Origin of the sequence: Microcystis aeruginosa NIES-4325 (assembly GCF_008974145.1) — a bacterium.
Taxonomy (GTDB): Bacteria; Cyanobacteriota; Cyanobacteriia; order Cyanobacteriales; family Microcystaceae; genus Microcystis; species Microcystis aeruginosa_G.
The window spans coordinates 41,306-54,568 of the sequence record NZ_BJKP01000012.1 but is presented as its reverse complement, the minus strand read 5'-3'; the positions used below and the strand labels follow the sequence as shown (position 1 = coordinate 54,568).

General features: G+C 42.1%; 15 protein-coding genes. 4 read left to right on the top strand and 11 right to left on the bottom strand.

Features of this window, described 5'->3' with window-relative positions:
• Nucleotides 1-89: 89 nt before the first annotated feature.
• The 8 genes from xth to murQ form a co-directional block, all read right to left on the bottom strand.
• Nucleotides 90-893 (bottom strand): exodeoxyribonuclease III, encoded by an 804-nt coding sequence (xth, locus tag MiAbW_RS08810; protein ID WP_151695806.1) that lies wholly within the window; start codon nucleotides 891-893, stop codon nucleotides 90-92.
• Nucleotides 894-915: 22 nt separating this feature from the next.
• The gene (locus MiAbW_RS08805; protein WP_151695805.1) at nucleotides 916-1,500 is read right to left on the bottom strand and encodes a chromophore lyase CpcT/CpeT; all 585 of its coding nucleotides are present in this window, start codon (nucleotides 1,498-1,500) and stop codon (nucleotides 916-918) included.
• Between the two features lie 99 nt (nucleotides 1,501-1,599).
• Nucleotides 1,600-2,058: a 50S ribosomal protein L9 gene (gene rplI / locus MiAbW_RS08800; RefSeq protein WP_151695804.1), complete on the bottom strand. Its 459-nt coding sequence runs from the start codon at nucleotides 2,056-2,058 to the stop codon at nucleotides 1,600-1,602.
• 69 nt (nucleotides 2,059-2,127) lie between these two features.
• Nucleotides 2,128-2,529, bottom strand: a complete 402-nt coding sequence (locus MiAbW_RS08795) for a hypothetical protein (RefSeq protein WP_151695803.1) — start codon at nucleotides 2,527-2,529, stop codon at nucleotides 2,128-2,130.
• 94 nt (nucleotides 2,530-2,623) lie between these two features.
• On the bottom strand, nucleotides 2,624-3,202 hold the full coding sequence (locus MiAbW_RS08790) for an esterase/lipase family protein (protein ID WP_151695802.1): 579 nt from the start codon (nucleotides 3,200-3,202) through the stop codon (nucleotides 2,624-2,626).
• Between the two features lie 108 nt (nucleotides 3,203-3,310).
• Nucleotides 3,311-3,655, bottom strand: a complete 345-nt coding sequence (locus tag MiAbW_RS08785) for a DUF4164 family protein (protein ID WP_151695801.1) — start codon at nucleotides 3,653-3,655, stop codon at nucleotides 3,311-3,313.
• A gap of 179 nt (nucleotides 3,656-3,834) precedes the next feature.
• Entirely contained in the window at nucleotides 3,835-5,325 is a 1,491-nt protein-coding gene (locus tag MiAbW_RS08780; RefSeq protein WP_151695800.1) for a site-2 protease family protein, read from the bottom strand.
• A 27-nt stretch (nucleotides 5,326-5,352) separates the two neighbouring features.
• Nucleotides 5,353-6,273 carry an N-acetylmuramic acid 6-phosphate etherase gene (murQ, locus tag MiAbW_RS08775; RefSeq protein ID WP_151695799.1) on the bottom strand — a complete coding sequence of 307 codons (921 nt, stop codon included), beginning with the start codon at nucleotides 6,271-6,273 and terminating at the stop codon, nucleotides 5,353-5,355.
• Between the two features lie 195 nt (nucleotides 6,274-6,468).
• Between murQ and rplU the strand changes: the two genes are divergently transcribed.
• The 3 genes from rplU to MiAbW_RS08760 all read left to right on the top strand — a co-directional run bounded on the left by rplU (nucleotide 6,469) and on the right by MiAbW_RS08760 (nucleotide 8,241).
• Nucleotides 6,469-6,858, top strand: coding sequence for a 50S ribosomal protein L21 (gene rplU, locus MiAbW_RS08770; RefSeq protein ID WP_151695798.1), 390 nt, complete (start codon nucleotides 6,469-6,471; stop codon nucleotides 6,856-6,858).
• 34 nt (nucleotides 6,859-6,892) lie between these two features.
• Entirely contained in the window at nucleotides 6,893-7,162 is a 270-nt protein-coding gene (gene rpmA / locus MiAbW_RS08765; RefSeq protein WP_002744094.1) for a 50S ribosomal protein L27, read from the top strand.
• A gap of 146 nt (nucleotides 7,163-7,308) precedes the next feature.
• On the top strand, nucleotides 7,309-8,241 hold the full coding sequence (locus MiAbW_RS08760; protein ID WP_151695797.1) for a phytanoyl-CoA dioxygenase family protein: 933 nt from the start codon (nucleotides 7,309-7,311) through the stop codon (nucleotides 8,239-8,241).
• Nucleotides 8,242-8,473: 232 nt separating this feature from the next.
• Here MiAbW_RS08760 and MiAbW_RS08755 read toward each other — a convergent pair whose 3' ends face one another.
• The 3 genes from MiAbW_RS08755 to MiAbW_RS08745 form a co-directional block, all read right to left on the bottom strand.
• Nucleotides 8,474-8,884: a Mov34/MPN/PAD-1 family protein gene (locus tag MiAbW_RS08755; protein ID WP_151695796.1), complete on the bottom strand. Its 411-nt coding sequence runs from the start codon at nucleotides 8,882-8,884 to the stop codon at nucleotides 8,474-8,476.
• A 482-nt stretch (nucleotides 8,885-9,366) separates the two neighbouring features.
• Nucleotides 9,367-10,629 (bottom strand): glycosyltransferase, encoded by a 1,263-nt coding sequence (locus MiAbW_RS08750; RefSeq protein WP_151695795.1) that lies wholly within the window; start codon nucleotides 10,627-10,629, stop codon nucleotides 9,367-9,369.
• A 77-nt stretch (nucleotides 10,630-10,706) separates the two neighbouring features.
• Nucleotides 10,707-11,702 carry a formylglycine-generating enzyme family protein gene (locus tag MiAbW_RS08745; RefSeq protein WP_151695794.1) on the bottom strand — a complete coding sequence of 332 codons (996 nt, stop codon included), beginning with the start codon at nucleotides 11,700-11,702 and terminating at the stop codon, nucleotides 10,707-10,709.
• 87 nt (nucleotides 11,703-11,789) lie between these two features.
• Here MiAbW_RS08745 and MiAbW_RS08740 point away from each other — a divergent pair, with 87 nt between their 5' ends.
• Nucleotides 11,790-13,130, top strand: coding sequence for an ArnT family glycosyltransferase (locus MiAbW_RS08740; RefSeq protein ID WP_151695793.1), 1,341 nt, complete (start codon nucleotides 11,790-11,792; stop codon nucleotides 13,128-13,130).
• Nucleotides 13,131-13,263 lie beyond the last annotated feature (133 nt).

Here is a 13,263-nt window from a genome sequence, read left to right as displayed (position 1 = left end):
CGTTACTGAATAAATCCTCAAGGTGAAAGTCCCTAGTTAGGGAAGCTAAGAGAGCAAAATTCTGGCTGTGCAAAGTCTAGGTTGATCCTTTAGCTATTTTTGCTTGATATTTCCAGAATCACAGGGGTATGATCGCTGGGTTTTTCTTGTTTTCTGGGTTCTCGATCGATTAGACAATTAACGGCCTTTTCGTATAGCTGAGGAGTTAAATAAAGATGATCGATTCGCCAACCTCGGTTACGAGTAAAACCACCGCTGCGATAATCCCACCAACTATAATGTCCCGCTGCTGAGGTGAATTTTCTAAAGGCATCTTGTAAACCAATTTCTAAGACTTTTTCTAAAGCTTCTCTTTCTTTAGCTGAAGACATAATATGATTTTCTTTGCCTTTGGGATCATAAATATCTTTATCTTCTAAGGCAATATTAAAATCACCACAGATACATAATTCTTGGGGTTGAGAATTAATTATTCTATCTAGATATTTCCTGAGAGTTGCTAACCATTTAAGCTTATAAATATACTTGTCACTCTCTAGAGAAGAACCATTAGGAACATAGAGATTAATAATCCTAATATCGTCGATTACTCCAGTAATTAGCCGTTTTTGTTCGTCTAGTTCTCCCGTTACATTTTCACCGATAATGGGACTAAATCCCATAGTGATATCGTCCATGGGTTTTTGGCTAAAAATCGCTACACCATTATAGGCTTTTTGTCCAGAAATATAGAGATGATAACCCAAAGATTCAAAAGCTTCTCTGGGAAAATCTCGATCGATTACCTTGGTTTCTTGCAAGCACAAAACCTCAACGGGATTGAGTTGTAACCAGTTAATTACCTGCTCTTGTCGGCTGCGAATCGAGTTGACATTCCATGTGGCGATTTTCATAGCTAAAAACCGAGAATTTTTCTCACACTTCCTCAGCAAAACTACTGCGACGCACAAACTCAAAGGGACCGGCGATCGAACCCCAGACTAATTGATCGGTTTCCGTATCTAAACCGCGATCAACGCTAATCAATCCCTGTTCACTAATTTCAAAACTATTATCTAAATAAGTCATTTTATCTTTGCGAAAGACTAAACATTGTTTCCCCGGTTTCACCACCCCTTTAAAACTGTTACCTGTCCAGGTGACATTCATATCACAACCCGGCATCGGTTCTAATAGATCTGATCTGAGATTTTTGAGACGCTGGGGTTCTCTAGAAGCACCAAAAAAGTTAGCTTCCTCTTTTACTTTAAAGTTTTCTAGTTCAATATGATCATCGACTACCGACAATTTAAATACTCGTAAACGATAGGGAGTATTGAGCATAAAATCGTAGGCCTGCTCTAAAAATAAACTGGTTCCCTTGAGTAATTCATCGGGTAAAGGACGCATACACACGCGAATATGGGCAAAAAAAGGCGGATTAGCAAAAGCTTGTTCTTGATTACTAAAATCCGCCGCCATCCAGCGTGCTAGGGTTTTTATATCCGTGGAATGAGTCATAGTTTTTGAGATATGAATGGCTATTAGCTATCAGCCATCAGCTAGTTAATGGCTCTGATAAGTTTTCACTGATTACTGATAACTATGGCCCAATAATTGTTATTGTGCAATTACTTTAATTTCGATATCGGCACTAACTTCGGGATGGAGTTTGACTTGTACTTTATAGACTCCCAATTGACCGATATCGGGGACGGTAATACCACGGCGATCAATTTCTAATTTAGCATTTTCTAGAATAACCGTAGCTACATCTTGACTGGTGACAGTACCGAAAATTGCCTCGTTTTCACCCACCTGTTTAGGGATGCTGTAGGGACTGCGTTTTTCGATCGCAGTTTTTCTGGTTTCCGCTTCTTGTTTTTCAGCGAGGAGACGTTGACGCTCTTTTTCTTTCCTAAATTCTGCCTGTTTCATCGCGCCTTTGGTGGCTAAAACGGCGACACCTTGGGGGATAAGGTAATTGCGTGCATAACCGGGGGCCACTTCCACCACATCGCCATTTTCACCTAATTTGCTGACTTTTTGATTGAGGATAACCTGCATTCGTTTCGCCATGATCTTGACCTAAAACAATAGTTCCAAAACCTCTATCATACCATGGAATCGTCAAATCTTGATCACAAGTTAGTTATTGCCGGCGGCAATGATCTGGGTTAATAGGGGACCGATTGCCTGAAAGGCCGAGGGTAAAACCGCTACGGTGGCGGCTGCGATAATAATGGTCGTGGCTAATCTCAGCACTTTCTCGGAGGCTTTTTCGTAGGTGTCAAATTTATAGTCGAGTTTGTCTAATCTTTGGTCTATTTCCTGAAAGCGTTGCCCCATAGCATCAAAACGTTGGTCTATTTCCTGAAAGCGTTGCCCCATAGCATCAAAACGTTGGTCTATTTCCTCAAAACGTTGGTCTATAGCTTCAAAACGTTGATTTACTGCTGTTTGGAAGCTTTTCAATTCGTTGAGAACATCGGTTAGGGTGGGTTCTTGAGTGGACATGGTGACACCTAGGGGAATTTGATCGCCTAGCACAATTATAACCTTAAGTCAAGCTTTTTTGATAAAAATTAACTTTTTTGTCGGTAATATTTTGACCTTGTTCCGGTGTTGGAGACAACCAGTATTTCTATTCTAATAAGGTCTCTTTAATTGTTGTTAAAACTTTGCTATCTTTGACCATCCAAGCATGAAGCAATACGGGAATGGAAATTTCTTTGCCCACCGATAAACGGGAACTATGGGCAGGAAATATCATTAAATCGTAGGGAGTCCAGATAATTGTGGTTTTAATTTTATTTAAAATTTGTTGACAATCTTGATTTAAATCCTCTAGAAATTGACTACCCGGCTGCATTTGTCTAATCCCATCTAAGGGTAAACTATACGCGGTTAAAGTGCCTCGATTCGGGGCAGAAATATTTAGGTAACGTTGCACTCTTGCCACTCCTCCCAATCTTTGCAGGTAGTAGCGGGTAATTAGTCCTCCCATACTAAACCCAATCAGATCTACTTTCTGCTCTTTAGCAAAGTTTTTTTCGATATAATTGTCCACCTGACCCGCTAAAACTTCTAACTTTTCGTAACCATGATTGGGAATTAGATTAAAACTATGAACCTGCCAACCATAATAGTTTAAATACTCACTCATCGGTTTAAAAACAGCAGTAGTGTCCAGAAAACCATGCACCAAAACAACGGGATTCATAGATGAGGTTTTATCCTTGAATTCTGAATCTATTCTAACGGATGATCGGGGTAATGAGCGAAATTTTTTGGGGAGAGCCTATCTACTAGGTACGGCTACCGGCAGCTTCTAAGGATTAGGGAAAAAACCAAAAAGTTTAGCGGCACCTCCTAAAATAGCGACTACCAATGCTATCAGAATCCCTCGATTGGTGAATTCCTGATAGGCAACCCTTGCAGTTAATCCCTCGATTTTTGTGCTTAGTCGTTCATCCAGAGCTTTGATTTCTCCCTTGAGTTCGGCCTGTCCTATTTCTACTTTAGTTAACCGGTCTTCTATCTTGTCAAATCTCTCATCAATACGTTGTTCAAGAGAGTCGATTTTCTCGTCAAGGCGTTTTTCCAGAGAGTCGATTTTCCCCTCAATCCTTGTCAGGACAGCTTCTAGGGAATAAGTGACAGTTTCGTTAGACATTTTAAGCAACTCCAAAAGTCAAATCTTCAGGGCTAAATGCTGGAGGCTATATCTTACCGAAAAATCAGGAGTCTATAGGCGGACACGGACTACCATTATAATAAAATTATAATTCAAGACTTGAGTTTTTGTCAAGCTTTTTGTGACGGCAATCAATGGCCAGAATTTCGGAGAATTATTTAGCCACCGATTCCTAAACGTCCTGCTAAACTAGGGCTTAAAGGAATCAGAGTTGCTAACATTAAAAAGAGCAGTAATAAACCCCAACCGGCGCGGGTGTCATCGGGTTCAGTTAACTCGTTTAAACTAGGTCTTTCCAACTCTCTTTGTAAAAAAGCGACTAAAATTGTCCAATAGAGAGGAATGGGATTGCTAGAATTAACTAAGGAAATAATGCCCAAAATGACCAAAGTGGCCACAGTGGTACGGCGGGCAATTTTGCGACCATAAATAGCCTGAACAATTCTGCCACCATCTAACTGTCCTGCGGGCAGTAAATTAAGGGCAGTAATCACCAATCCTAACCAACCGATAACAGTTAAAGGATGGACGTAGATAACCGCATTTTGTAACTCGTCACCCAAAACTATCCGCGCTAAAGAACCCACTAAAATTGAACTTTGGAAAAAGGTACTAGGGATTTGAAAAAGGCTGGCAGAATTAGATAAAGTCAGTCCAACAATTAACAGGATTAAAGAAACCAAACCTCCCAAAGCGGGGCCAGCGAAAGCTATATCAAATAGGATACTGCGGTTAGGCAATAAAGATTCAAAACGAGTAATCGCCCCAAAAGAACCAATCTGCCAAGTGGGAAGAAAATAGGGTAAGCTGAGACGAACATTATGGCGTTTAGCGATAATTAGATGACCAATTTCGTGGGCAATTAATACCGACCATAAACCCAAACTCAGGGGAATTGCTTCTCTATATCTCTGCCAATTACTAAACAAATCAAAACCCAATAAAATTCCCGCCGCTTCTAAGCTGGTGACAATGGTGGCTACTAACAAAACTAAAGAGAGATTTTTTTGAGCAAGAGTCGCAGGACTAGGATCATTAGTTTTGGGAAGGATAATTACCACCGGTTTTTCCTCGGTTCCTTCCACTAGAAATAAACGATATTTATCGCCAAAATTATCACTTAATTTCTGGGTTAAGCGAGAGTGAACTATATCTGGTTCTCCCCGTAAATTGCCTTTAAAAATTGCCCCTTCCTGAAAAGAAATAGTCTCGGTGGCAAAAAAAGTATCTATCCCAAAAATACTCTGAATAACTTTTAAATCCTGTTCGGAAATTGGCATCACATCCGGCACAATTGCTGTCACCGCTGCCGGGGTTTCTAGAGGAGTAACGGACTGGCTAACTGCTGGGTTAACTTTCGGTTCAATTATCTGATTAGTTTTCAGTAAGCGTAAACGGTTGCCTAAATAAATATAGATAATTGTGGCGGCAACCAGTAAAAAGAGAATTACCGCTAGATTGAGATCAATTCCCGCAGCAAATAGGCCGAAAAAAATTAACCAAGGAGCGATTAGTACCAAGGATTGTAACCAAGCTAAAATTCCCTGTTGGCCGTAGGGTTTAGACCGATAAAAACTCCAAGTCAAGATAGCACCAGCGACGAGGAAAATAACAGCGATTGCAGCAATTTCCAAAGAAATATTAACCATAGGAAAGTCAAAATCAATAGGTTTTTATCAATCAATTTGATTATAAGCTTGCAGAGCGGCCTGTAATTGACCCCGATGCTTTTGTAACAATTCTTGTCCTGCGGCCGCCGAAAGTCCCGTTTTCTGCATTAACAAAGCCAGTTTAACCCGGCGGCCACTTTTTTCCAGTAAAATTGCCGCCTCTTCGCGACTAATATCGCTAAGGTTGCAGATAATCCGCAGGGCGCGGTCATGGAGTTTATGATTAGTAACAGCCACATCGACCATCTGGTTGCCATAAACCTTGCCTAACATTACCATTGTCCCTGTGGAAAGGATATTTAAAGCCATTTTCGTCACCGTTCCCGCTTTCAGTCGGGTGGAGCCGGCCAGAAGTTCTGGTCCAGTCAATAAGCGGATATCCACATCCACAGGGATATCCACTTGTTCGGCGGGGACACAACTAATGGCAATCGTCGTCGCACCTCGCTGTTTTGCCGCCTGTAAAGCCCCGTGAACGTAGGGGGTTGTTCCCCCGGCGGTAATCCCCACTACCACGTCTAATTCGTGAATTTCTCGCTGGGCAATAATCGCCGCCCCATCTTCCGCTTTATCCTCCAAATCTTCGGAACTACGCACCAGTGCCGCTGCCCCACCGGCAATAATTCCCTGTACCAATTCCGGGGGAGTGCAGAAGGTGGGAGGACATTCGGCTGCGTCCAAAACCCCCAGCCGGCCACTGGTTCCCGCCCCAATGTAAAAGAGCCTACCACCTTTAGCCAAGGCTTGACCGGTCAGGGAGATCGCCAGAGCTAATTCTTGTCGGGCCATGGCGATCGCTTTTAGGGTTTGGGCATCCTCGCGATTGAAGAGATCCACCAATTCGAGCGGGTTTAATTGGTCTAAATTTAGGCTGTTTGGGTTAATTTGTTCGGTTAACAGGTGTCCTCTGCTTTCCCACTGTTCCATAACGGTTTAATTGAGCTTTTCGTAAGATTATTTTTAGTATATAGCGAATCGGTGGGCTAAAAGCTTGACAATTGCCACCCGAATATTAGATGATAGTGAATTGTGTCAATTCCTGCTCGGATCAGGTGAAGACATTAGCACAAAAGCTGGAATTTTTTTCAGCTACCTGTACGGCAAAACGAGCGCAGAAAATTCATGAGTTACGCAATTATTGAGACCGGTGGCAAACAGATTCGGGTAGAACCCGGTCGCTATTACGATATCGAACTTCTTCCCGTCGATGAACAAAGTACCCATACCATCGACAAAGTGCTATTAATCCATGATGAGGATGATATTAGCATCGGTCAGCCCTTTATCGAAGGAGCCACCGTGGAAGGGACTGTCATGCAACATCGTCGGGGCAAAAAAGTTATTGTCTATAAAATGCGCCCGAAAAAGAAAACCCGTAAAAAACGCGGTCATCGTCAAGAAATTACCCGTTTTATGATTGATTCAATCAATTATAACGGTAAGACCCTAACTGCTGCCGCTGTTACCTCCGGCGCTGAAGTTGTGGAAGATAGTAGCGACGAAGAAGAATAACTTTTAGAATCAAAAAAGCATTTGGAGAGAAATTATGGCTCATAAGAAAGGTACGGGTAGTACCCGCAACGGACGCGATTCTCGTTCCCAACGCCTAGGCGTTAAGCGCTACGGTGGTCAAGTAGTAAAAGCGGGAAATATTCTCATCCGTCAACGGGGTACTAAAGTTCATCCGGGTAAAAATGTTGGTCGTGGTGGCGATGATACTTTATTCGCTTTAATTGATGGTGTGGTCAAATTTGAATACAAGGATAAAAGTCGCCGTCAAGTTAGCGTTTATCCCGCTGAAGTTAGTGCTAGTTAATCCCATCAACCCTGGTTAATTTTTTACCTATAACCTCCTAATTCATCCTAGGGGGTTTTTAAGATAATTTATATCTGTTGACAGCTTAAATCGATCGCTCATGGATTAAAATAGTCCGAAAGTAGCTCGGAAAAGATGAACTCACCATGATTCTTAAAATTGCCGATATCTTAAAAAATTTGCCCTGGTCTTTCGATTCTACTGCCGAATTACCCTGGTTGGATCGATCGCGAGCCGAAAAATCCCTGCAAAAAGCTCGTCAACAACAGCGAATTTCCGCACGAGAATATCAACTCCTTGACCATTGGCGAGAATTGGGTTATTGTATTGTCAAAGATTTAATTCCCCCAACAGCGATCGATAATTTAGTAGCGGAATTAGCCAATTTATTTTTCCTAGAATCGGCGATTCCTGGATTAAGAATTGAAGGCATTCAAGCAGAAAATCTACCGGCGAGTTTGAATCACGAGCAAGTTTTAGCTCTAGATATGGAGCAAAGAAAAGCCTTAGTTAATTCTATTTGGCGACTCCATGCCTTTCATGAGATTTCCACCGCAGCTCAAGCAATTTTTGACAATCAAAATCTGAGAGATTTAGTTAATTTAATTATTGGCAAATCCTGCGAACCGAGATATTCTATTAACTTTCTGCACGGCACAGAGCAAGGACTGCACGAGGATATGGCAGTTTTTTATGTTCATCCTGCTAATCATTTAGTCGGTGTTTGGATTGCATTGGAAGATATTTCCGCAGATGCTGGCCCACTAATTTTTTATCCTAAATCTCATAAAAATATCAAAGTAACTGACTTTTTTCCAGACTATCCCGCCATCAATCTTAAAAATATTACTCCCGATAAAATTCCCCAATACCAAGATTATGTTAACCAACGCGCCCAGAATTATGACTGTCAATCATTTACTGCTAAAAAAGGAGAGATTCTTCTCTGGCACGGAATGTTAATTCACGGTGGTGGGAAGATTAATAATACCCTGCTAACCCGTAAATCGATGGTCATTCATTTTATTGCCGAAGGTGGCGATTACAACGATCGGGCTTTAGGGCCTTTTAATTGGTAAGATTAATTTACCACTCCTTCTAAAAAGGAAAAAGAGAGCCAACCAGGTGCCACGGATGCCACTTATTCCTAGGCATAACACCCGTGGATGCCATTGCACTTTTGCCCGGGAAAAATCGGGGAAATACGACGTTGGCTAAAACCGATCCGGAAGAAGACCGATCCCGATTAAATCGATTGAAGCTCTAGTTAATTGTCGCAGGATTAGGGTTGCCCTGGTATTTCCAACCAGACTAGAATATTTTTACTGGTTGAAATTGTTCGCCTTCGTCCAGTTGCCAAGCTTGTAAATCGATCGCTCGTCCTGAAACTACGGAGACAATTAAATAAGTATATCCTGACCAGGCTAATTGGCGATCGATTTCCGAGGGAATGGCGGCATGATCGGGATGGGAATGATAGATACCAATAATTTCTAGCTGATTTTCCCGCGCCGATTTTTGAGCTTGTAAAAGCACTTTTGGGGCAATACTAAAGCGGTTTCTCCTATTACCTGACCAATTATTTTCTGTGGCTTGGATGCTGATAACTTCGGCTGCTGTCTCGGTCATTTTTCCCAAGAGTAACCCACAACATTCTTCGGGATAGGTGGATTCTGCGTGGGTAAAAATAGACTGGTAAATTTGGTCTGTAATCAGGATCATAATCGAAAATACCAAACCTATTGATGTTAGTTTGTTTTGGCTATAGGGAACTTTAAAACTAGACCTAGAAGCAATTGTATCTCAATCCCTGAAAATCAATTACTTGCCCAGACTCCGAGGAGAAAAAACGTGAATACAGTATTTATAGCGTTTCCTAAGCTAGTGAGGTACACCTATTTTTCTTCCCTTTTGCCTTTTGCCTCTTGCCTTTTGCCTAAAACCCATAACTTTTGTACCTCAGCAGACTGAAAAACGCTATATCTGATTATGATATAGCGTTTCTGATTCACACGAGGTACATTCTCGATCCTGAACAGCTTAATCAGCAAAGGTTTAAGTGTGCCGCACAGATGGGAGAACCGCTATCAATATCGTAACTCCCTAACGGACGCTAAAACAGGATTCACCTATGGGGATTTTGGGGATGATGGCTAAAGTCCACTTATCCCCTATAATTAGCACCTTTTTTTGCTTCTAGCTGGCTATTTTGTCACCCGCCAACTGAGTTTAAGATTAACCCAAAAGTTCCAAACCGTGACGATAGCAATGGCAATAAAGTTAGCTAGATAGCGATTGATTCCTAAACCATTAAAGAGAAGGTTGAGCAGCAAGACGTTTAAGATTAAACCGGCTAAACAGATCAAATTGAACTTGAAAAATCTTTTCCAGCGTTTATTCCAACCCCGTTGACGAGCGGATAAATCGCCAAAAGTCCAGAGATCATTCCAGATAAAATTATTAATAATTGCTAATTCGGCGGCGATGATTTTACTGCGGGTTAATCCCCAACCCAAAGCGGCGGGATCACTGAGAAGATAGAGAAAGGCCATATCGACAAAAACCCCGGTTAATCCCACTAAACCGAAGCGAATAAATCTATCTAAAGGTAGATTGACAATTGCATCTAAAAACCTTAATGGCTTTTGAGAGCGCAAACGCAGCAGATGGAAGATATATTCTAGCCATTGTTTCCAAGTTACCTTACTTTCCCCCTCCTGTCGCTCTTGGAAGACATAACCCACTTCTCCGATGGTTTCAATGCGGCCTTTGCCGATGACTTCTAGTAAAATTTTGTAACCGGTGGGATTGAGAATCGGACCGGCGATCGCTTGACGGCGGACCATAAAGTAACCGCTCATGGGATCGGAGACGCGACCGACCACCTCTGGCAGTAGAATTAAACCAAGAATTTGGGCGCCGCGGGAGAGAAATCGTCGTAGCAGACTCCACTCGCTCACTCCTCCCCCTTCAACGTGACGACTAGCAAGAGCTAAATCGGCTCCTTTTTCGATAGTTTCGAGGAGATTATAGAGAATTTCGGGAGGATGTTGCAAATCTCCATCGATTACTCCTAGTATCTCACCCCTTGACCCTTGCCAACCCCGCACCACTGCCGACGCTAATCCTTTTTCTCCCTGACGACGCATCACCCGTAGTTGCGGGTAATCCGAGGTTAATTTGCCGGCTAATTCCCACGTGCGATCGGGACTGTCATCATCGACGATAATTAGTTCATACTGATCGGGAATTTTTCGATCGAGTAATTGACTGAGATTCTCGACTAGGGGAATAACGTTATCTCGCTCGTTATAAGTGGGAATAACTAGAGATAATTTGAGTAAGTGGGGTTCATCCTTGAAAATATAACTATTATTGCTAATAATTCCTTCAATTTGCTCTAAAAAAGGAATTTGCAAAGAGCCGACGGGGGTGGTTAAAAAGGGATAGGGTGGAGAGTTGGTCACTCGCTTACACTCACAGACTAAAACAGGTTTAGAGACGCACAATTCACCGGCAAAGTTGTTGAAACCAGAATTTTGAGCTAACTACTGGCGATGCGGAATCCTAATACACTATAGCGATTATCGGGGCTAAATTGGCCCCGACTAGCGGAGCGACATTCCCTCAATTCTGTCCCCCAACCACCTCCGCGCAGGACGCGATAACGATTGCCGGTGGTATCAGGATCGGCCGGCCATACTTGGTCATCGCTGGGAGCATTGTTATAATTGCGATGCCAAGGATCGGCACACCATTCGTATAAACCGCCGTGTAAATCGTATAATCCGAAGGCATTTGGGGGAAAACTGCCGACAGGGGTGGTTTTAGCTCGAAATTCGCTCTCTCTTTCCACTGCGTAGGGAAATTTAAGGGCATAGTAGTTAGCGAATTCACTGGTAAGGGTGGCACCAAAATAAAAGGGTGTGGTAGTGCCGGCACGACAAGCATATTCCCATTGTGCCTCGCTTGGGAGTCGATAGTTTCTCCCGGTGGCCTTGGCAAGTCGATCGCAAAACTCGATCGCATCATACCAAGAGATGCTATCGACGGGTAAGTTATCTCCTTGGAAGTGGGAGGGATTGGGGTTTAAATCGCGGTTAATTTTGGGCAGATTAGCGACAATTTGCCATTGTTTTTGGGTTATCGGGTATTTACTCAGGTAAAAACTGTTCACCTTGACTGAGCGCTGGGGTTTATCACTACCGGTAAAGTCTCCTTTTTCTCCGTCCGGTGTCCCCATGATAAAAGTGCCAGCAGGGATAGCAATCATCTCTAATCCCGCCAGGGTTTCGCTGTAGTATTCGGCACTGCGGGAATTGCGCTCGATCACGAAACCGTTAGGATCGAGAGTGACGGTTTCAAAGGAAAAGCTTTGTCGGGGGGGGAAAGAGGAATTTTGGGGAGGTTGCGGGGGGATGATTGCTGTAGCGGTGGAGGGGGAAAAAATATTTTTTCTGTCTAGAATCGCTGCCAGGCCGACTCCTGCACCGATCAGACTGATCCACTGGCCAAATTTACGTCTGTTTACTTTAATCATCCCGATTTTTCTGTCATTATCACCCCATCTATTATACCATAAAATTCTGACTCTTATTTGGTCACTGCCACTTATCCTTAATAATCGATGCCCAGCTTTTTGACTGTCCATAAATATTGGTTGATTGCAGCAATTATCACCTGCTTAGGTGCTTTTTTGCGAATCTATAATTATGATTCTTTGCCTCCGGATAATTGGACTGCTGACGAATATGCTTTTGCTTGGAGTGGCATGAGTTTATTACAAACGGGTATCCCCACCAGTTGGTCATGGTTGAGTCCGACGGATAATTTTCCTACGGTGGTTTGGGAAGCGAAAAATCTCCGTTATCGTTTGGTAACTCCCTGGTTTGATCATCCTCCTTTATTTGGTTTATTGGTGGGTTTATTTGCTCTTTTAGGAGGAGCAAAGACTTTTTTTGATTGCAGTTTAACTATTATTAGAGTCCCTTCTTTACTCTTAGGTATTGCCTCGATAGTTTTAGTATATTTACTGGCTCTGAAGTTGAGTAATTTATCGATCGCTATTATCGCTAGTTTAATTTATGCCACCAATCCCAATACAGTTTTTCTCTCTCGGTTAGCTATTAGTGAAAATTTAATGATTGTTTTATGCTTGTTGGTCGTCTTACTTTATTGGCAATACTATCAAACTAAGCAGAAAAAATATCTATACATCGCCGCTTGTTTAGCTGGTTTAGCCTGTTTAGTCAAGGTAACGGCTATTTATTTAGTAGTATTATTAATTGTCCTCTTGATTTACGAAAAGCAAGGACGAGAGGCCATTTATGTGACTGTGATCGGTGCTTTCTTTTTTTCTCTCTATTTTCTCTACGGTGCTATCTATGACTACGATTTCTTTCGTAAAATATTTCAAGAACAATCCCTGCGCTTCGAGGACTTTAACTTTGTCAAATATCTAATCACTCCCACGGTATTTTTTGAGGATGGTTGGTTAATTTTTAGCTGGTTAACCCTCTTACCCTTTCTCAGAAAAAATCCCGCTAGTCCCCAAGTTAGATTACTCGCTTTACCAGTAATCCTCTACACCTTAATTTTAGTTTCCACAGGAGCGCAAAGTCACTTTTTTACTTGGTATATGATTCCTTTTTATCCGTTTATGTTTATTATTTTAGGCATCTTTCTCGATGATTTTCGCCAAGAAACGGACGGATTAACTGCCTCAATTATTTTTATCTTTCTGGGAGTTTGGTCGATTCATCTCAATCTGACAGCATGGATTTTAGCCTCTCCCTACGGTCGCTATTATTTTATGATCGGTACGGCAGCCATTCTGGGAGTATTCTATCTCAAGGATATCTTTGGTCTCTTTAAAAAATTCTGGATCGATCGCTTTACTTTCCTGCTCTTCTTGGCCCTGCTGGCAGCTAATATTAATGTGGTATTAACCTATAAGTTTTCTGGTTAAAACTTAGCAATAAGGGAACCGGAAAAGGGATAAATTGGACTGGGAATCGAGAGTAAACTTAACTAGGATCACTGAATCAGGAATAACTTATTCTTGGCCAGTTCCGGTCAATGTTAAATTTATTAATAGACTC